General features: G+C 65.7%; 14 protein-coding genes, 1 tRNA gene and 1 riboswitch. Of the genes, 12 read left to right on the top strand and 3 right to left on the bottom strand.

Annotated features, from left to right (window positions below):
• Positions 1 to 56 precede the first annotated feature (56 nt).
• The 6 genes from xdhA to HV773_RS11810 all read left to right on the top strand — a co-directional run bounded on the left by xdhA (position 57) and on the right by HV773_RS11810 (position 8,560).
• Positions 57 to 1,631, top strand: a complete 1,575-nt coding sequence (gene xdhA, locus HV773_RS11835) for a xanthine dehydrogenase small subunit (RefSeq protein WP_129562551.1) — start codon at positions 57 to 59, stop codon at positions 1,629 to 1,631.
• Positions 1,628 to 4,024: a xanthine dehydrogenase molybdopterin binding subunit gene (xdhB, locus tag HV773_RS11830; protein WP_129562552.1), complete on the top strand. Its 2,397-nt coding sequence runs from the start codon at positions 1,628 to 1,630 to the stop codon at positions 4,022 to 4,024. The genes xdhA and xdhB overlap by 4 nt, the downstream gene beginning before the upstream one ends.
• Positions 4,025 to 4,036: 12 nt before the next feature.
• Positions 4,037 to 5,146 carry a xanthine dehydrogenase accessory protein XdhC gene (xdhC, locus tag HV773_RS11825; protein ID WP_129562553.1) on the top strand — a complete coding sequence of 370 codons (1,110 nt, stop codon included), beginning with the start codon at positions 4,037 to 4,039 and terminating at the stop codon, positions 5,144 to 5,146.
• A 34-nt stretch (positions 5,147 to 5,180) separates the two neighbouring features.
• The gene (locus HV773_RS11820; protein WP_129562554.1) at positions 5,181 to 6,224 is read left to right on the top strand and encodes an adenosine deaminase; all 1,044 of its coding nucleotides are present in this window, start codon (positions 5,181 to 5,183) and stop codon (positions 6,222 to 6,224) included.
• Positions 6,225 to 6,374: 150 nt separating this feature from the next.
• The gene (gene guaD, locus HV773_RS11815; protein WP_129562555.1) at positions 6,375 to 7,682 is read left to right on the top strand and encodes a guanine deaminase; all 1,308 of its coding nucleotides are present in this window, start codon (positions 6,375 to 6,377) and stop codon (positions 7,680 to 7,682) included.
• 65 nt (positions 7,683 to 7,747) lie between these two features.
• Positions 7,748 to 7,896: riboswitch (yybP-ykoY riboswitch) on the top strand.
• Between the two features lie 91 nt (positions 7,897 to 7,987).
• Entirely contained in the window at positions 7,988 to 8,560 is a 573-nt protein-coding gene (locus HV773_RS11810) for a TMEM165/GDT1 family protein (protein WP_179950551.1), read from the top strand.
• 40 nt (positions 8,561 to 8,600) lie between these two features.
• Here the strand turns inward: HV773_RS11810 and HV773_RS11805 are convergent, their stop codons facing one another.
• The gene (locus tag HV773_RS11805) at positions 8,601 to 9,296 is read right to left on the bottom strand and encodes a DUF4136 domain-containing protein (RefSeq protein WP_129562557.1); all 696 of its coding nucleotides are present in this window, start codon (positions 9,294 to 9,296) and stop codon (positions 8,601 to 8,603) included.
• A gap of 260 nt (positions 9,297 to 9,556) precedes the next feature.
• On the opposite strand from HV773_RS11805, the gene pepN reads away from it, so the two are divergent.
• The 3 genes from pepN to HV773_RS11790 all read left to right on the top strand — a co-directional run bounded on the left by pepN (position 9,557) and on the right by HV773_RS11790 (position 13,665).
• Entirely contained in the window at positions 9,557 to 12,247 is a 2,691-nt protein-coding gene (pepN, locus tag HV773_RS11800; RefSeq protein WP_129562558.1) for an aminopeptidase N, read from the top strand.
• A 258-nt stretch (positions 12,248 to 12,505) separates the two neighbouring features.
• Complete coding sequence (locus HV773_RS11795) at positions 12,506 to 13,522, top strand: class 1 fructose-bisphosphatase (RefSeq protein WP_129562559.1); 1,017 nt, start codon at positions 12,506 to 12,508, stop codon at positions 13,520 to 13,522.
• Positions 13,523 to 13,589: 67 nt separating this feature from the next.
• Positions 13,590 to 13,665: transfer RNA gene (locus HV773_RS11790), tRNA-Thr, on the top strand.
• Positions 13,666 to 13,738: 73 nt separating this feature from the next.
• Here HV773_RS11790 and HV773_RS11785 read toward each other — a convergent pair.
• Entirely contained in the window at positions 13,739 to 15,556 is a 1,818-nt protein-coding gene (locus tag HV773_RS11785; protein ID WP_175195268.1) for a tetratricopeptide repeat protein, read from the bottom strand.
• 65 nt (positions 15,557 to 15,621) lie between these two features.
• Positions 15,622 to 16,566 carry a LysR family transcriptional regulator gene (locus HV773_RS11780; protein ID WP_227875312.1) on the bottom strand — a complete coding sequence of 315 codons (945 nt, stop codon included), beginning with the start codon at positions 16,564 to 16,566 and terminating at the stop codon, positions 15,622 to 15,624.
• Positions 16,567 to 16,706: 140 nt separating this feature from the next.
• On the opposite strand from HV773_RS11780, the gene HV773_RS11775 reads away from it, so the two are divergent.
• The 3 genes from HV773_RS11775 to HV773_RS11765 all read left to right on the top strand — a co-directional run bounded on the left by HV773_RS11775 (position 16,707) and on the right by HV773_RS11765 (position 19,426).
• The gene (locus tag HV773_RS11775; RefSeq protein ID WP_129562562.1) at positions 16,707 to 17,840 is read left to right on the top strand and encodes an aldo/keto reductase; all 1,134 of its coding nucleotides are present in this window, start codon (positions 16,707 to 16,709) and stop codon (positions 17,838 to 17,840) included.
• 508 nt (positions 17,841 to 18,348) lie between these two features.
• A complete protein-coding gene (locus tag HV773_RS11770; protein WP_027795377.1) occupies positions 18,349 to 18,498 on the top strand; it encodes a hypothetical protein in 150 nt (49 codons plus the stop codon).
• A gap of 337 nt (positions 18,499 to 18,835) precedes the next feature.
• Entirely contained in the window at positions 18,836 to 19,426 is a 591-nt protein-coding gene (locus HV773_RS11765) for a chorismate mutase (RefSeq protein ID WP_129562563.1), read from the top strand.
• Position 19,427 lies beyond the last annotated feature (1 nt).

Below are 19,427 nucleotides of genomic sequence, written 5' to 3'. Positions count from 1 at the left end.
GCCCCGGTTCCCTGCGTAACGCGCGCCTGATCCGCAATGTCTCCCGGGTTTTTCAGATGACAACGCAAACCATCCGCTTCGTCCATCGTGGCGCCGTGCACGAAGTGCATGACGCGCCCATCACGCGCACCGTGCTGCAGCACCTGCGCGAGGATTTGCATGCCTGCGGCACCAAGGAAGGTTGCGCGGAAGGCGATTGCGGCGCCTGCACGGTGGTGATCGGCGAACTCGACGAAGAAGGCCGTCTCGCACTCAAGGCGGTCAACGCGTGCATCCAGTTTCTCCCCACACTCGACGGCCGCGCGCTCTTCACGGTCGAAGACCTGCGCGCGCCCGACGGCGCGCTGCACCCCGTCCAGCAAGCCATGGTCGACTGCCACGGCTCGCAGTGCGGCTTCTGCACGCCCGGCTTCGTCATGTCGATGTGGGCGCTCTACGAGCGTCAGGGCGCCGATGCTGGCCTGCCCGCGCGCGACGAAATCGATCAGGCGCTCTCCGGCAATCTGTGCCGCTGCACCGGCTACCGGCCAATCATCGAAGCGGCGCAGCGCATGTTCGACACGGCAAGCTATCCGCGCGTCGCGCTCGCCCGCGAGCCGCTCGAAGCAGCGCTGCGCTCGATCGCGCGCAGCGACACCTTCGACTATCGCGGCCCCGACGCACGCGGCGCCGCGCACGGCCACGCCACGTTCTTCGCGCCGCGCACGCTCGAAGCATTCGCCACACTGCGCGCCGAGCATCCGCAGGCGCGCGTGCTCGCGGGCGGCACCGACGTCGGCCTGTGGGTCACCAAGCAGATGCGCGAGCTGGGCGACGTACTCTATACCGGTCAGGTCGCCGAGCTGAAGCGCGTCGAGCTTGACGCTCAGACGCTCACGATCGGCGCGGCCGTCCCGCTCGAAGAGGCCTACGCGGCGCTCGCCGTCGACTATCCCGAACTCGCGGAACTGTGGGCGCGCTTTGCCTCGCTACCCATCCGCAACGCGGGCACGCTGGGCGGCAATGTGGCGAACGGCTCGCCCATCGGCGACTCGATGCCGGCGCTGCTCGCGCTCAACGCCGAGGTGATCCTGCGCCGCGCTTCGCGCGTGCGCACGCTGCCGCTCGCGGCGTTTTACACCGGCTATCAGAAGAACGTGCTCGAAGCGGGCGAGTTTGTCGAAGCGATCCGCGTGCGCCGCCCCGCGCCGACGCTGCGGTTTCGCACCTACAAGGTGTCGAAGCGCTACGACCAGGACATCTCGGCGGTTTGCGCGGCATATGCGCTCGAGATCGACGAGGACGGCATGATCGCGAACGCGCGCATCGCGTATGGCGGCATGGCCGCGATACCGCAACGCGCCGCACACGCCGAAGCAGCGCTCGAGGGCGCACAGTGGAACGAAGCGGCCGCGCAGCGCGCCATGGCCGTACTCGACGCCGACTACCAGCCGCTCACCGATATGCGCGCGAGCGCCGCGTATCGCCTCAAAGTCGCGCGCAATCTGCTCTGGCGCTGCTGGCTCGAAACGCGCGACGATGCGCCGCTCGCGCTGTGCGACGTGAACGCCTTCGTGTTTGCCTCCGAGGCGGAAGTCGTCGACGAAACCGGCGTGGGCCCGGGCGCAACGCTTGCGGGAGACGCATCATGAACCGCCAGTCCGATCCGCTTATCGTACAAACCGCCGCACAGTCGATGCAAGCGGCGCCAGGCGCGCCATTGCCGCACGAGTCCGCCGACCTGCACGTGAGCGGCGAGGCACGCTACACCGACGACATCCCCGAGTTGCACGGCACGCTCCACGCCGCGCTCGGCCTCTCGCGCCACGCGCATGCGCGCATCGTGGCGCTCGATCTCGCGCGCGTGCGCGCCATGCCAGGTGTGGTCGCGGTCCTGAGCGCCGCCGACATTCCCGGCGAGAACAACTGCGGCCCGGTCCTGCACGACGACCCGGTGCTGGCGCACGATGAGGTGCAGTATCTCGGCCAGCCCGTATTCGCCGTGATCGCGACGAGCCACACACTCGCCCGCCGCGCGGCCGCGCTCGCCGCCAGCGACGACGTGGTGCGCTACGAGCCGCTCGAAGCGGTGCTCGACATCGCCGAAGCGAAAACGCGCGAGCAGTACGTGCTGCCGCCGCTGCGCCTCACGCGCGGCGAGCCGGCAGCGCGCATCGCGGCCGCGCCCCACCGCATCGCCGGCACGTTTGCCGTGGGCGGCCAGGAGCAGTTCTATCTCGAAGGCCAGGTCGCCTACGCGCTGCCCGAGGAACAAGACGGCATGCTCGTCCACAGCTCGACGCAGCACCCGAGCGAGATGCAGCAGTTGATCGCGCACCTGCTCGGCTGGCCCGCGCACCGCGTGATGTGCGAATGCCGGCGCATGGGGGGCGGCTTCGGCGGCAAGGAATCGCAGTCGGCCCTCTTCGCCTGCGTGGCGGCGCTGGCCGCGCACAAACTGCGCCGCCCCGTGAAGCTGCGCGCCGACCGTGACGACGACTTCCTCATCACCGGCAAGCGCCACGACGCGCTCTACGAATACGAAGCCGGCTACGACGACGCAGGACGCCTGCTCGGCGCGCGCGTGGAAATCGCGCTGCGCGCGGGCTATTCCGCCGATCTCTCGGGCGCGGTCGCCACGCGCGCAGTCTGCCATTTCGACAACGCCTACTATCTTTCGGACGTCGAAATCGTCGCGCTCTGCTGCAAGACCAACACGCAGTCGAACACGGCGTTCCGTGGTTTCGGCGGGCCGCAGGGCGCGCTCGTGATGGAAGTGATGCTCGACAGCATCGCCCATGCGCTGGGCCACGATCCTCTCGACGTGCGCCGCGCGAACTACTACGGCATCGGCGAGCGGGACGTCACGCCCTATGGGCAGCGCGTCGAGGACAACGTGCTCGCGCCGCTCACCGAGCAGTTGCTCGCGTCGAGCCAGTACGCCGCGCGCCGCGCCGCGCTCGCCGCATTCAACCGCGCGAGCCCCGTGCTCAAGCGCGGCATCGCGTTCACGCCGCTGAAGTTCGGCATCTCGTTCAACGTCCCGCACCTGAACCAGGCGGGCGCGCTCGTGCATGTCTATCGCGATGGTTCAGTGCTTGTGAACCACGGCGGCACCGAAATGGGCCAGGGGCTCAACACGAAGGTCGCGCAGGTAGTCGCGGGCGTATTCGGACTGCCACTCGCGCACGTGCGCGTGAGCGCGACCGACACGTCGAAAGTGGCGAACACGTCCGCCACTGCCGCCTCGACCGGCAGCGACCTGAACGGCAAGGCCGCCGAGGACGCGGCGCTCGCAATCCGCGCGCGCCTCACGGCGCTCGCCGTCACGGAGTACGGTGGCACGCCCGGAGACGTCTCGTTCGAAGGCGGCCTCGTGCGCGTGAAAGACAAGGCGATTGCCTTCGCGGATTTCATGGAAGCCGCGTATCTGAAGCGCGTGCAACTGTGGTCCGACGGCTTTTACGCGACGCCCAAGGTGCATTGGGACGCGCGCACGCTCACTGGCCATCCGTTCTATTACTTCGCCTATGGCGCAGCGGTGTCGGAAGTGGTCGTCGACACGCTCACGGGCGAATGGAAGCTCGTGCGCGCCGACCTGCTGCACGACGCGGGCCAATCGATCAATCCGGCCATCGACATCGGCCAGGTGGAAGGCGGGTTCATCCAGGGCATGGGCTGGCTCACGAGCGAAGAACTCTGGTGGAACCGCGACGGCAAGCTCATGACGCACGCGCCCTCCACCTACAAGATTCCGGCGATCAGCGATACGCCCGCGGCCTTTCACGTCCAGCTCTATCGCAACGAGAACGCCGAGCCCACCGTGTTCCGTTCGAAGGCCGTGGGCGAACCGCCCTTGCTGCTGCCGTTCTCCGTGCTGCTTGCGATCCGCGAGGCAATCGGCGCTGCCGTGCCCGAGGCCCGCGAAGCCGCGCCGCTCAACGCGCCCGCCACGCCCGAGGCGATCCTCGACGCGCTCGACGCCCTGCGCGAGCGCGCGGCCAGCGCGCCGGCCGCCGCCCCAACAGAAGATGTAGTCAAGTAGGAGAACCGCCCGATGCAAGCTTGGGTCACCGATCTTCAACACCTGCTCGCGCACGGCGACGCCGCCGTGCTCGTGACCGTCGCGCGCGCCGAAGGCTCGGTGCCGCGCGAAGCCGGCACGAAGATGATCGTCACGCGCGAAGCGGCCCGCCATACGATCGGCGGCGGTCATCTCGAATGGAAGGCCATCGAGACCGCGCGCCAGGTGCTGCGCGACGGCATGCGCACGCCGCATACGCGCCGCCTCGAGCGATTCGCGCTTGGGCCGAGCCTCGGCCAGTGCTGCGGCGGCGCAGTCGTGCTCGCGTTCGAGCGCCTCGACGTCTCCGACCTCGGCTGGCTCGCCACGCTCGCGCGCCGGCTCGCGGCGGGCGCCTCGACCGTTCGTAGCGTATCATTCCGCTCCTCGCGGAATGGAGCGCCCTCCGGCGCTGAAACCGACCTCGCCGATGCGGCGGCTACCGTCATGCTTTCGGAGCCCGAGCCCGGCGTGGAATCGCCCGATTGCCTGTTGTGGGACACGGGCGCACCGGATCATGGCGACGGCACGATGCTGCTCACCGAAACCATCGCGCCCAACGAGCGGCCCGTCGTGCTGTTCGGCGCGGGCCATGTGGGGTCGGCGCTCGTGCGCGTGCTCGGCACGCTGCCCTGCCGGGTGCGCTGGGTGGACGAGCGCGACGCCGCGTTTCCCTCGCCGGAAGCGTTCGCGGCGCTCAATGCGCCCAACGTCACGATCGACGCCAACGACGCGCCCGACGAAGCCATCGACGCCGCCCCGCCGGGCACGAGCTTCATCGTGATGACGCACGATCATTCGCGCGACCTCGATCTCGCCGAGCGCATCCTGCGTCGCGGCGACTTCCTGTTCTTCGGCATGATCGGCTCGCACACGAAGCGCAAGCAGTTCGAGCACCGGCTCGCCGCGCGCGGCATCGATCCGTTGCAGATCGCGCGCATGCACTGCCCGCTCGGCGTGGACGGCATCGTCGACAAATCGCCCGAAGTCATCGCGATCTCGGCCGCCGCGCAATTGCTGCAGGCGATCGAAGCGTCGATGGCGGGCGCCGGTGCACCTGGGCATGCAGCCATTGCGGCTCCCGGAACGGTCCATTCCGCGTGATGTCAATCACTGAACGCAACCGATCGATCCAATCATGACCATCACGCCCACCATCAGCCCGCTCGTACTAAAAGCTGCGCGTGCACCGAAGGCCGAGCTGCACATCCATATCGAAGGCTCGCTCGAGCCGGAGCTGATCTTCGCGCTCGCGCAGCGAAACCACGTCGAGCTCGCCTACGCGTCGATCGAAGCGCTGCGCGCGGCCTACGCGTTCACCGACCTGCAGTCGTTCCTCGACATCTATTACGCAGGCGCGAGCGTGCTGCTCACCGAGCAGGACTTCTACGACATGACGATGGCCTACTGCGAGCGCGCGCTCGCGGACAACGTCGTGCACACCGAAATATTCTTCGATCCGCAAACGCACACCGAGCGCGGCGTACCGATCGAAACCGTGGTCGCGGGCATCGACCGCGCGCTCGCCGACGCTGAAAAACGCGGCCTCACGAGCAAGCTGATCCTCTGCTTCCTGCGCCACCTGAGCGAAGCCGACGCGCTCGCCACCTTCGACGCCGCACTGCCGCTGTTCGCGCGCTATCCGCGCATGATCGGCGTGGGCCTCGATTCGTCGGAACGCGGCCATCCGCCCTCGAAATTCGAGCGCGTGTTCGCGAAGGCGCGCGCGCAAGGGCTGAAGCTCGTCGCGCATGCGGGCGAGGAAGGCCCGCCCGCCTATATCTACGAGGCGCTCGATCTGCTCAAGGTCGACCGCGTCGATCACGGCGTGCGCAGCATCGAAGACAAGGCGCTCGTCACGCGCCTCGCCGATACGCGCGTCGCGCTCACCGTCTGTCCGCTCTCGAACCTGAAGCTCTGCGTGTTCGACGACATGACGAAGCACACGCTCAAGAAACTACTCGACGAAGGCGTCGCGGTGACCGTCAACTCCGACGATCCCGCCTACTTCGGCGGCTACGTGAACGAGAACTTCAGCGCCATCATCACGGCGCTGCAGCTCGACGACCAAGAGGTGTACACGATCCTGCGCAACAGCTTCGAGGCGTCTTTCGTGACGCCCGAGGAACGCGCCGCGTTGATCGCGAAGCTCGATCGGTACTGGAGCGGCGCCGTGGCCTGATCCCGCGCAGCTCCCCCAATTTAAGGCTTCATCCTTGATGAGGACCGGCGCGCCAGCGCCGGCCCCAGGGCTTTTGCGCGCCGCGTTTTCAGGAGCGGTGCGCATCCATACGGCTTATGAACACCTGAATTTTTCGGAGACGAAGTTCCCATGACTCAATCGGCTTATCGCGCAAAACTGTTGACGTTCACCGGCGACCCCGCGCAGTCGCCCGACGCTGCCGTCTTTCACGAAGACGGCGTGGTGATCGTCGAAAACGGCCGCGTGGTCGCATCCGGCGCCTGGTCCGAGCTGAGCGCTCGCGTGGCCGAAGGCGCGACGGTGCACAACCTGCGCGACAAGCTGATCGTGCCGGGCTTCATCGACACGCACATCCACTACCCGCAGACCGACATGATCGCCTCGCCGGCGCCGGGCCTGCTGCCGTGGCTCGAGACCTACACGTTCCCGACCGAGCGCGGTTTCGCCAATGAGAACGTGGCGTTCGAAACCGCGCGCTTTTTCGTCGACGAACTGCTCTCGTGCGGCACGACCACGGCGCTGGTCTACTGCTCGGTGCATAAGCAATCGGCCGATGCGCTCTTCACGGCGAGCGAGTCCAAGAACATGCGCATGATCGCAGGCAAAGTGCTGATGGACCGCAACTGCCCCGAGTTCCTGCGCGACACGCCGCAGACCGGCTACGACGACAGCGCCGAACTCATCTCGCGCTGGCACAACAACGGCCGCCAGATGTACGCGCTCACGCCGCGCTTCGCGCCCACCTCGACCGAAGCGCAGCTCGAAGCGTGCGAAGCGCTCGCGAAGGCGCACAGCGACATCTTCATTCAGAGCCACGTTGCCGAGAATCTCGACGAAGTGAAGTGGGTGAAGGAGCTGTTCCCGCGCCAGCGCAGCTATCTCGACATCTACGATCATTACGGGCTCCTGCGCCGCCGCGCCGTGTACGGCCACTGCATCTGGCTCGACGACGAAGACCGCCGCCGCATGGCGCAAACCGGCACGGTTGCGGCGCACTGCCCGACCTCGAACCTGTTCCTCGGCAGCGGCCTGTTCGACTTCGACAAGGCGCAGGCAACGGAAATGCCCGTCACGCTCGCAACGGACGTGGGCGGCGGCACGTCGTTCTCGATGCTGCAAACCATGAACGAAGCGCACAAGGTCGCGCGCATGGGTGGTCACCACCTGACGGCCACGCGCATGTTCTGGCTCGCCACGGCGGGCGCGGCAGCCGCGCTCGATCTCGCCGACAAGATCGGCACGCTCGCGCCGCAAAGCGAAGCCGACTTCGTCGTGCTCGACCCGCAGGCGACGCCGCTGCTCAAGCGCCGCACCGCGCGAGCCGAATCGCTCGAAGAACTGCTGTTCGCGTTCGCGCTGCTCGGCGACGACCGGGCCGTGTTCGAAACCTACGCAGCCGGTGCGCGCGTGCACAGCCGCGATACGGCAAAGCGTTAAAGCCCGCTGCTGCCAGTCCGACAGCCTTAGCGACGCCGGGCGTCGGAAAACCCCGATGCTATAATTTATCGAACATTGGGGAGTAGCCGCCCCGTGCCGTGCCGTGCGGCCAGCCTTCGGGTTTTGCCGCGCGCCGCGCACGCGCAGCGGGGGCGTCCGTCAACAGACTTGGCCCGCGCGGCCATGGCGGACGCAGCCTTTATCGCCCAGGCCTGGCGAGACCGATGACTCATGCCCGCCGCAACAGGGCCCGGCGGGCCGTGAGTCGTCGCTCGCACTCATCTCGGCCCGAGGATCACCAAAACGTGAATCACGCCTTTCTCGTCTCGGCTGGCGCAGTCGCGCTCGCCGAAATCGGCGACAAGACGCAACTGCTTTCGCTCGTGCTCGCGGCGCGCTATCGCAAGCCCATGCCAATCATTCTCGGCGTGCTGGTCGCCACGCTCGTCAATCATTCGGGCGCGGGCGCGCTCGGCGCATGGCTCGGCTCACTCGTCACGCCTTCGGTGATGCGCTGGGCGCTCGCCGCTTCCTTCGTCGCCATGGGTTTGTGGATACTCGTGCCCGACAAGCTCGACGAAGGCGAAGCCAACGTCAATCGCACGCGCCTCGGCGTATTTGGCGCCACCGTCGTCACCTTCTTTCTCGCCGAAATGGGCGACAAGACGCAGATCGCAACAATCGCGCTTGCCGCGCGCTTTCACGACTTCTTCGGTGTGGTGGCCGGCACGACGCTCGGCATGATGATCGCCAACGTGCCCGCGATCCTGCTGGGCGACCGCTTCGCCCACAAGCTGCCGACGGGACTGGTGCACGGTATCGCCGCCGTGCTGTTCGTGGTGCTGGGCGTGCTCGCCATCATGGGCGTGGGAGTTTGATCGTCAGTGGCGATTGAGTCGCCACTGACACGTGCTCCGCCTATTTCGCCGGGGCGGCCGCTGCCGGCGCGCTCGCCGGCGCGGTTCCTGACGGCGCCGCGGGGACCTCGGCCAGCGCCCCCGTGTTCTTGTCGACGGGCAGTTTCACCTGCTGCACCGAGCCGTTCTGCAGCGGGAAGTTCGAGAGCGCGCTGTGCACCAGAAACGGCATGATGTGCACGAGCGAAGGATCGTCGCCCGAGGTGCGCGCGGTGACGTTATAGACCTCCTTCCCGCCCGCCTGCTCCGTGATGCGGATGCCAAGCGCATGCGAGTACACCGGATAGCTCTGGTTCACGTAGGCCGGGCCCCACGGACCCCAAGGCCCCCACGGATTGAACGGTCCCCAGTACGGGCCAGGCCACGGGTTGTAGAACACGGGCTGCGCCACGGTGACCGTGTCCATGCGGCTGCCGTAGGCGAGGCCCACGAGATAGCGCGCCTGCCGCTCGGGCACCTGGCGGAATGCGTACGAAGCGAGCCCATCGGCGACGAGATTCTCGTAAGTCGATTGCTCGATGCTGTGCTGCTGGTCGGGATTGCGCGTGAACGCGTAAGTGCGCGTGGCGTCGCTGCCGCCTCCCCACGCGGAGAACGCGGTCACCTGGCTGGTTACGTAGGTCGTGCAGCCGGACAGCGTCGCGGCAAGCGCCGCCAGCAACAGCAGCGCGCGGCGGGTCCATCGGTCGGGCATCATGGTCTTCTCGTTGCAGTCGTGGCAGTGGCGACAGGTCGTCGTCGCGCGGCAAGCTCGCGGTGATCGACACCGCAGGCCCCGATCATACTGACTCGCGCCCCAGCGGGAAAGTTCGGGCCAGCGGCGCGGAGCACGGCTGCGGGCCACATCGGACAAGCAGCGCGCGCCTTTGTACAATGGGACGAGCGGCCGCGTCATCGTACAAAAGACGCGGCCTCCCTATACCGCTATCCGCCCCCGACGCTTCCCCGCACGAGACCATGTCCGATACCGCCACGCCCACCGTGATCCGCCGCGAAGACTACGCACCGCCCGCCTTCCTGATCGACGCCGTCGACCTCGAATTCGACCTCGCGCCCGAACATACCGTCGTCAAGAGCACGCTGCGCGTGCGCCGCAATCCCGCTGCCAAGCCAGCGCCGCACCTCGAATTGATGGGCGAACAGCTCGAATTCATCGGCGCGCAAATCGACGGCAACAGCTACGAGAATGTGCGTGCGCACGAACATGGCCTGACGATCGAGAACGTACCCGACGCGTTCACGCTCGCGCTCACGGGCGCCTGCAATCCGGAAGCCAACACCACGCTCTCGGGGCTCTACGTATCGAGCGGCAACTTCTTCACGCAGTGCGAAGCCGAAGGCTTTCGCCGCATCACGTGGTTCCTCGACCGCCCCGACGTCATGTCGACCTACACCGTCACGCTGCGCGCCGACAAGACCGCGTGCCCAGTGCTGCTCTCGAACGGCAATCTCATCGAAGCAGGCGATCTACCCGACGGCCGCCATTATGCGAAATGGGAAGACCCGTTCCGCAAGCCGAGCTATCTGTTCGCGCTGGTGGCCGGCAAGCTCGTCGCGCTCGAAGAGCGCATCACCACCAGCTCGGGCAAGGAGAAGCTGCTGCAGGTGTGGGTCGAGCCGAACGATCTCGACAAGACGCGCCACGCGATGGACTCGCTGATCCACTCGATCCGCTGGGACGAGCGGCGCTTCGGCCTCGAACTCGATCTCGACCGCTTCATGATCGTCGCCGTGAGCGACTTCAACATGGGCGCGATGGAGAACAAGGGGCTCAACATCTTCAATACGAAGTACGTGCTGGCGAATCCAGAAACGGCCACCGACGTCGACTTCGCCAACATCGAGGCCGTGGTCGGCCACGAGTACTTCCACAACTGGACCGGCAACCGCGTGACCTGCCGCGACTGGTTCCAGTTGAGTCTCAAGGAAGGCCTCACGGTGTTCCGCGATCAGGAATTTTCGGCAGCGATGTCGGGCGGCGACGAGAACGAGGCCGCGCGCGCGACCAAGCGCATCGAGGACGTGCGCGTGCTGCGCCAGATGCAGTTCGCCGAGGACGCGGGCCCGATGGCGCATCCGGTGCGCCCCGAAAGCTACGTCGAGATCAACAACTTCTACACGATGACCGTCTACGAGAAAGGCGCGGAAGTCGTGCGGATGTATCAAACGCTATTCGGCCGCGACGGCTTTCGCAAAGGCATGGACCTGTACTTCCAGCGCCACGACGGCCAGGCAGTCACTTGCGACGACTTCCGCCGCGCCATGGCCGACGCCAATGGCCGCGACCTCGCGCAATTCGAGCGCTGGTACAGCCAGGCGGGCACGCCGCGCGTCACAGTCACGACGCATTACGACGCAGCCGCGAAGCGCTGTAGCGTGACGCTCTCGCAAGGCTATGCGAACGGCTCGCCCGCAGCTCGCGACACGCAGAAGGGAGCGCTCCTGATCCCGTTCGCGATCGGCCTGATCGGCCCCGACGGCGCGGACCTGCCGCTCAGGCTCGAAGGCGAATCCAGTTCGTCGGGAACGACGCGCGTGCTCGAACTCACTGAGACGCAGCAGACTTTCACCTTCGTCGATGTCGCCCACAAACCCCTGCCCTCGCTGCTGCGCAACTTCTCGGCGCCGGTGATCGTGGAGTACGACTACAGCAACGACGAACTCGCGTTCCTGCTCGCGCACGACAGCGACCCGTTCAACCGCTGGGAAGCCGGCCAGCGCCTCGCCACGCGCGAACTGCTCGCACTGGCCGCGCGCGCCGCCACGCGTCAGCCGCTCGCGATCAACGACGCGCTCATCAACGCGTTTGGCCGCGTGCTCAACGACGCCTCGCTCTCGCCGTCGTTCCGCGAACTTGCGCTGATGCTACCTTCGGAAACCTATCTCGCGGAGCAGATGGCGGAGTCGAATCCCGCCGCCGTGCACACCGCGCGCCAATTCGTGCGCAAGGGCCTGGCCGCAGCGCTCAAGAGCGAATGGCTCGTGGCCTACGACGCCAACCTCACGCCGGGCGCCTACGAGCCCACGCCGGAAGCCGCCGGCCACCGGGGCCTGAAGAATCTCGCGCTGTCCTACCTCTCGGAACTCGACGCCCCCGCCGACGCCGTGCGGCTCGCCACCGCGCAATACAGCGCCGCGAACAACATGACCGACCGCGCCGCCGCGCTTTCGGCACTGATGAACGCGGCGTCGGGCGCGGGCGGCGACCAGGCGAAACAGGCGCTCGAAGACTTCTACGTGCGCTTCGAGAAAGAACCGCTCGTCATCGACAAGTGGTTCTCCTTGCAGGCTACGCAGCGCGGCACGGCCCAGCGCCCGACGATCGAGACCGTGCGCGCGCTGATGCGCCACCCGGCCTTCAATCTGAAGAATCCGAACCGCGCCCGCTCGCTGATCTTCAGCTTCTGCGCGGCGAATCCCGCACAGTTCCACGCGGCGGACGGCTCGGGCTACGCGTTCTGGGCCGAGCAGGTACTCGCGCTCGACGCCATCAACCCGCAGGTTGCCGCGCGCCTCGCACGCAATCTCGAACTGTGGCGCCGCTTCACCCCGGCGCTGCGCGACGCGATGCGCGCCGCGCTCGAACAGGTCGCCGCGCAGGCGAAGTCGCGCGACGTCCGCGAAATCGTGGAAAAGGCGCTGGCGTAAGCCTTGTGCGCGGCGCCGTTGCTCAGCGCCGCCGCACACTGCGTCGTTCGCACACGCTTCATGCACGCTGCCGGCCCTCGCGGCCGGCATTTTTGTGCCTATTTTTTCTGCATTATTTTCACGGTCGAATTCCCGGCGGAATTTCCGTCAGACGTACGTCCCGGCCCCATCGCGCTTATTTTCGGGATTGACCAAGCGGGCCGCGCCCCGTCCAGCAGGTAGAATTGCGCTATTCCCAAGCGCATCTGGAGTCCTGCAATGGCTTTGCACCGTCGTACCACACTCACGAAATACCTGATCGAGCAGCAGCGCGAGCACCGCAACCTGCCGGCCGATCTGCGTCTGCTGATCGAAGTTGTCGCGCGCGCGTGCAAAGCGATCAGCTACAACGTCAGCAAGGGCGCGCTCGGCGACGCGCTCGGCACCGCCGGCAGCGAAAACGTTCAGGGCGAAGTGCAGAAGAACCTCGACATCCTGTCGAACGAAATCCTGCTCGACGCCAACGAATGGGGCGGCAACCTCGCCGCCATGGCGTCCGAGGAAATGGAAACCTTCTTCCCGATCCCGGCCAATTATCCGAAGGGCGAGTATCTGCTCGTGTTCGACCCGCTCGACGGCTCGTCGAACATCGACGTGAACGTCTCGATCGGCACGATCTTCTCGGTACTGCGCTGCCCGGACGGCAAGCAGGCCACCGAAGAATCGTTCCTGCAACCCGGCGTGCAGCAAGTCGCGGCGGGCTACGCGGTCTACGGCCCGCAAACCGTGCTCGTGCTCACGACCGGCAACGGCGTGAACTGCTTCACGCTCGACCGCGAACTCGGTTCGTGGGTGCTCACGCAGAGCAACATGCGTATTCCCGAGGACACACGCGAGTACGCGATCAACGCATCGAACGCGCGCCACTGGTACGAGCCGGTGCAGCAGTACGTTGGCGAACTGAACGCGGGCAAGGACGGCCCGCGCGGTGAGAACTTCAACATGCGCTGGATCGCCTCGATGGTCGCCGACGTGCACCGTATTCTGAGCCGCGGCGGCATCTTCATGTATCCGGCCGACCGCCGCGATCCCTCGAAGCCCGGCAAGCTGCGCCTGATGTACGAAGCGAACCCGATGTCGTTCATCGTCGAGCAGGCGGGCGGCATGGCGACCAACGGCGAACAGCGCATTCTCGACATCCAGCCGAAGAGCCTGCACGAGCGCGTGGCCGTGTTCCTCGGCTCGAAAAACGAGGTGGAGCGCGTGACCCGATACCATCAGGAAGCGAAGAAGTAAAAAAGATGAGGGAAGGGACTTGCATAGCCTGAGAATCTTTCCTATAATCTTCCTTCTCTGATGTGCGGCCGGAATAGCTCAGACGGTAGAGCAGCGCATTCGTAATGCGAAGGTCGGGGGTTCGATTCCTCTTTCCGGCACCAAAAGATTCAAGCAAAAAAGCCCAGCCTTAACCGGTTGGGCTTTTTGCTTTGCGCCACCGCCTTTTCCACGGCACTACGGCAGCAGCACTCCATTCAACGCCTCCCCCACCTCCTCGATCACCTCATCCCAGCGCCCCAGTGCGCGCTGCCTGAAAAGCCGCGCCGATGGATACCACGGCGTATCGCTGCGGCCCGTCATCCAGCGCCAGTCAGTGCAGGTCGGCAGCAAGATCCACACTGGCACGCCCGCCGCGCCCGCGAGGTGCGCAACCGACGTATCCACGGTAATCACGAGGTCGAGCGATTGGACGATCGCCAGCGTGTCGGTGAAGTTCGCGATCTCCGGCCCGAGCGGCGTCATGTCGATGCCGGGCGGCAAGGCCTCGACGTCGCACTGCGCCGCGCCCTTTTGCAGCGCGAACCACGCCACTTCGCTGCGCGCCAGCATCGGATGCAACGCGCTCAGTGCAATGGAACGATAGCGATCGAATTCGTAATCAGGATTGCCGGCCCACACCAGACCCACGCGGTGCTTGCGCGAGTTCGAGCTTATCGAGCCAACGATCCGCTCGCGCCAACGGCCAACCACCGAGGACGGCGCGCCGAGGTACGGCATCGCAAGCGGCAACATGCTCGTTGCCAACCGCATATGATCAGGAAAACGAAACATGCGACACCAGTAGTCGTAAGGACCAGGCGGCAGCGTAGTCCAGACCCGGTTGACCCCGCTCGCGCATGCCGCCGCACCGGCCAGCGCTTCGCCTACCCAGACATCGACCGTCGCCCCCTGACGCTGCAACCAGTCGACGTAGCGCAGAGACTGGATCTGATCGCCGAGCCCCTGCTCGCCGACCAGCAGAAAGCGTCGTCCGGCTACAGGCTCGCCGCACCACTCCGGAAAGCCGGGCTGCGCGAGCGTGCTGTTCTCCGGCAAGCGTTCGTGCCAGCGGTAGTGCCGCCAACCGTCCTCGAACTCGCCATCGCGCAGCAGCGACACCGCAACGTTGAACTGCAGATGGGCGTCGTCGGGCTTCAGGCGGGCAGCCTCAAAGCTGTGCTGCCGCATCAGCGCATGATCGCCAAGCATGTTCGATGCGTAAGCGGCGTTGTGATGCAAGCCCGCGCTCCCGGCATCCACGGCGAGCCCCTGCACGGCCACTTCGCGGGCTTTTTCGTAGCGATGGAGTTCGTTCAGGCAGAATGCGAGCGCGTCGAGCGCACGAGGATCCGCCGCGAAGGTCGTGCGCATGAGCGCGATCTGGGCATCCGCTTCTTCGATGCGTCCAAGTTGCGACAGCACGTTGATCAATTCGACGCCATCGACAAGACGCGCCGCGCCCAGCGTCCATGCGCGGCGCAGATAATTCACGGCCTCCTCATAGCGGCCGTCTTCGAGACTGAGCCTGGCGATACGCTGGACGGCATGATGAAGCGCCGGATCGAACCCAAGCGCCTTTTCATAATGCGCGCACGCCTCGCCCCGACGCCCAGCCAGCTTCAGCACGTCGCCCAGGTTGCGATGCAGGCTGGCCGTGCCGCCGCTTAGTGCAATGGCACGGTGATAACAGGCCTCGGCCACAACATGCTCGCCCGCCAGCGCAGCGATCAACCCGCGATGCTCCCACAACTCGGCGTGTTCCGGCGCGACGTTCAAGGCGCGCTCGAGAAAGTCGCGAGCGAGCGAGCGCTCTGCACCACGAAAATGCGCGAGCGCGGTGCGATGCAATGCATGCACATGACACGGTTGCTCCGCGAGCACGTCCTGATAGGCCCGCAGCGCGTCGGCAGTTCGGCCGTTGTCGAAATGGTGATCGGCAAGCGCAAGCGCTGCATGCGTGCCCGAATCGTCGGCAGCGACATTAGCCGGCTCGGTGCGGTTTTGATAGGTCATGGTTTTGAAGATAGCGAAGGTCGCCTGACGGTCGAATCAGACGATGCCGAAAACCACGCCGTGTCTCAGGCAATCCCGCGTTTCTCGCGCAGAAAATCGATAAAGACGCGCAGCTTGGGCGGCAATTGCGCGCGCCCTGGCGTGTACAGGTAGAAGCCGGGAAACGACGGGCACCACTCCCGAAGCACAGGCACGAGGCGTCCGCTGGCTAATGGTGCGCGCACGTAATCCTCGATCACATGCAGCAAGCCCACGCCCTCCTCGGCGGCGCGAACCATCGTCCGTAAATCGTTGGTCACGAAACGCCCTTGCGTGAGCGTGTCGAACACGCGCTGCGGCTCGTCCGGCCGCACGAACTCCCACCGGTAGACGCCACCCGTCGCGAAACGGTAGTGCAGGCAGTCATGAGCAACGAGATCATCGGGGGTGGCTGGCGGCGCGTGGCGTCTGAAGTACGCTGGCGCCCCCACCACGGCGATGCGAATCGGCCCGCCGATAGGCACGGCCACCATGCCCGGCGCGAGCGATTCACCGAGCCGGATACCCGCATCGAAACCCTCGCCCACCAGATCCGCAAAAGCGTCGTCGAGCGCGAGTTCGAGGCGGATCTGCGGATGCCGCTCCATGAATTCCGCGAGATGCGGGAGCACAAGCAACTCGCTCGCGACGCGCGGCAGATTGATGCGCAACGTGCCAGCGGGCTGATCGCGCGAAGCGTCGAGCGCATCGAACGCCGACTCGATCTGCGCGAGCGCAGGCTGCACGCGCGCGAGAAACTGCGCGCCCGCTTCAGTCAGCGCCACGCGACGCGTCGTGCGGTTGAAGAGCCGCACGCCGAGCTGCGCCTCGAGCGCGCGCACGCTTTGCGAGAGCGCCGATGTCGACAACCCGCAAGCGAGCGCCGCACGCGTGAAGCTGCCGTGACGCGCGACAGCCGCGACCGCCAGCAGTGCGGGCAGGCGCGCCGCGAGAGCGGATGGACCTGGCGTTGCGGCGTTCATCGGATCCATCCCGCCTCCACTGCGAATATTGTGAAGCATGACTTCACAGTCGTTTCAGGTGAGCCCGATTTTTCCACAAAATCATTGGGTGCAAGATGACTCCGTACTCCCCCTCACCCGTGCGCTTTGCGCGAAACCGGACACTCGCCATGAAACTCGACACCTACACCCTGCTCGGCCGCTCAGGCCTGCGCGTCAGCCCAATCGCTCTCGGCACGATGACGTTCGGCACCGAATGGGGCTGGGGCGCAGACGAAGGCAGCGCGCGCCGCCTCTTCGATCTCTATGTCGACGCCGGCGGCAACTTCATCGACACCGCCGACCTCTATACCGAAGGCACGAGCGAAACCTGGGTCGGACGCTTCACCGCCGCGCGCGGTCTGCGCGAGCAGCTCGTGATCGCCACCAAGTATTCGTACAACGCACAAACGGGCAATCCCAACGCGGGCGGCAATCATCGCAAGAATCTGCTGCGCGCGCTCGAGGGCTCCCTCAAACGGCTCGGCACCGACTACATCGATCTCTATTACTTGCACACGTGGGACCGCATGACGCCCGTCGACGAAGTCATGCGCGCCATGGACGATGCCGTGCGCGCGGGCAAGATTCGCTACGTTGGGCTCTCCGACGTACCGGCCTGGTATGCGGGACGCGCACAGACCCTCGCGGACTGGCGCGGTTTCGAGCCGGTCGCGGCAATGCAGCTCGAGTACTCGCTGATCGAACGCAATGCGGAGCACGAGTTCGCCGATCTGGCGACGCAGCTTGGCATGGGGCTCGTGCCCTGGAGTCCGCTCGGCATGGGCGTGCTATCAGGCAAGTATCGACCTTCGCAATCGGGCGCGGACGGCGCGTCGGGCCTCGCGGCCGCAGCTAGCGCGGGCCGGCTGCAGACCGTGGGCCCGAAGCCGCCGCCCGGTTTCGACAAGCTCTCGCCGCGCAACTTCGCCATCGTCGGCGAACTGGAGCGAGTTGCGCATGAAGCCGGCCGGCCGATGGCGCAGGTGGCGTTGAACTGGCTTTATCAGAAGCGAGGCGTGTCCAGCATCATCGTCGGGGCGACGAAGGCCGCTCAGCTCGAGGAATCGCTTGGCGCGCTCGACTTCATGCTCGCGCCCGAACTGATCGCGCGCCTCGATGCGGCGTCCGAGCCGGCACACCCGTTCCCCTATTACATGTTCGCGGACGGTCATCAGGCACGCATTCACGGCCAGGTGAACGTGCGTGCCGAGCCGGCGAACCATGCCCACGTGCAGCAGGTTCCGGCGCCGGAACAACCGTGATGGCGAGTTTTGACAATAATCCGCCGCAAAAATACAAACATAAGAGCGGATCCATTCGCCAGAAACGAACGCTTACACCGTTTTAATTCTGCTTAAGGTTCGGGGGTCAAGCTCGGCCGATAATCGACCGATATAGACAGGTAACGGACTCGACCGGACATGCAGATACAAGGGCGGCAAGCAACGCCCATGAATGCTTGCCGCGCCCCCATGGCAGAACGCCGCCACGCTAGTGCGGCCGGGACCAGGCAAGCTCAGGGGATGATCACGGAAGGAGCAGCACGCCGCGAAAGCAACGACTGGACTGGACGCGCTCGTGAGCCGCAAGTTCAGACGGCATGCGAACGTCAATGGTGTGTATCCGAATGATTATATTCCTGAGCAGTTAATAAGTTGTCCCGATGTGCGAATAAAGCAACACGCACGCTGGAAATGCTCCTTTGCGTTGGCGGGCACTAGCGCGATTGAAGGGCGGAGCCAGATAATTGCCTTACATAGGAGAAAGATCATGGACGCCAAACCGCCAAGGATTCCGACCCCGGACCAAGTATTCAGCCCGGATCCGGAACCGGTGGCCGTCGAGTTTCTCGGCGATGAATTGCCCGCTCATGTGCGCGCATTTCTCGACGAGCAACGCAAGGCACACGAACAGAAGTGACGGGGCAGCGCACCGGCGCTAGACGTGCAAAACAAACGGCGAACCCGTGTGGGTATTGCCGGGGGTTTTTGCGTGCTCTTGATCGCACCATCGAAATGATGGTGCGCGCGGCTGGTTGCGCGCGAAACGGAGAGCCTCGACTCGCCTGACGCACGCGCGTTCGATGCAACGCACGTGCGTGGTCCATATTGCGCGCTGTTCGTGCGTTATCGCACCGACAATCCAGATCATTTTCTGCTGCATCGAAAACGATTTGCGGTCTCCCCGGCCAGCAAGCGCCTCATAACCGGCTATCCTTCGCTTTTTCCTCTTCGGCCAGCCGGCCCGCACTCTCGCAATGAAATCCGCTTTTCGCGCACTCGCATCCTGCGCCGCCGCGTTCCTCATCATGTTGCCGGTTGCCTCGGCACGCGCTGACGGCGACGACATGGCGCTCACCAACCTCGTCGCGCTCGTCTCGCAGCGCCTCTCGCTGGCCGAGCCCGTCGCACACTGGAAATGGCTCAACCACAAGCCGATCACGGACACACCGCGCGAAAACGCGTTGCTCGCCGACGTGCAGAAGCGCGCTGCAGCCGCTGGCATCGATCCGGCGTTCGCGCGCGCGTTTTTCCGCGATCAGATCGATGCGAGCACGCAGGTGCAGCAAGCACTCTTCGCAAGCTGGCAATCGTCGCAAGCGCCCACGGGTCCGGCACCGGATCTCGCGACCGTCACGCGACCGCAACTCGATCGCCTTACAGCACAGCTCATCGGCGCACTCGCGCGCGTGCAACCCACGCGCGCCGCGGACGATTGCCCTGCGCGCGTGGCGCGCGCAGTCGCAAACTGGAAGGAATTGACGCGTTACGACTCTACGCGCGCCGAGGCCATGACACGGGCGCTCGGCCATGTCTGCGAGGGCGGCGGCGTAGGTGGCGTGGCTTAAG

Source organism: Paraburkholderia caffeinitolerans (genome assembly GCF_902859945.1).
Lineage (GTDB): Bacteria > Pseudomonadota > Gammaproteobacteria > Burkholderiales > Burkholderiaceae > Paraburkholderia > Paraburkholderia caffeinitolerans.
Note: the sequence above shows the minus strand (reverse complement) of the source record. Positions and strands in the feature narration are given on the sequence as shown.

Coding starts and splice junctions, on each gene's coding strand:
- HV773_RS11785 (WP_175195268.1), bottom strand. CDS start 15,556: ATGACCTATCAAAACCGCACCGAGCCGGCTAATGTCGCTGCCGACGAT.
- xdhA (WP_129562551.1), top strand. CDS start 57: ATGACAACGCAAACCATCCGCTTCGTCCATCGTGGCGCCGTGCACGAA.
- HV773_RS11770 (WP_027795377.1), top strand. CDS start 18,349: ATGGACGCCAAACCGCCAAGGATTCCGACCCCGGACCAAGTATTCAGC.
- HV773_RS11795 (WP_129562559.1), top strand. CDS start 12,506: ATGGCTTTGCACCGTCGTACCACACTCACGAAATACCTGATCGAGCAG.
- HV773_RS11820 (WP_129562554.1), top strand. CDS start 5,181: ATGACCATCACGCCCACCATCAGCCCGCTCGTACTAAAAGCTGCGCGT.
- HV773_RS11805 (WP_129562557.1), bottom strand. CDS start 9,296: ATGATGCCCGACCGATGGACCCGCCGCGCGCTGCTGTTGCTGGCGGCG.
- HV773_RS11780 (WP_227875312.1), bottom strand. CDS start 16,566: ATGGATCCGATGAACGCCGCAACGCCAGGTCCATCCGCTCTCGCGGCG.
- HV773_RS11765 (WP_129562563.1), top strand. CDS start 18,836: ATGAAATCCGCTTTTCGCGCACTCGCATCCTGCGCCGCCGCGTTCCTC.
- guaD (WP_129562555.1), top strand. CDS start 6,375: ATGACTCAATCGGCTTATCGCGCAAAACTGTTGACGTTCACCGGCGAC.
- pepN (WP_129562558.1), top strand. CDS start 9,557: ATGTCCGATACCGCCACGCCCACCGTGATCCGCCGCGAAGACTACGCA.
- HV773_RS11775 (WP_129562562.1), top strand. CDS start 16,707: ATGAAACTCGACACCTACACCCTGCTCGGCCGCTCAGGCCTGCGCGTC.
- xdhB (WP_129562552.1), top strand. CDS start 1,628: ATGAACCGCCAGTCCGATCCGCTTATCGTACAAACCGCCGCACAGTCG.
- xdhC (WP_129562553.1), top strand. CDS start 4,037: ATGCAAGCTTGGGTCACCGATCTTCAACACCTGCTCGCGCACGGCGAC.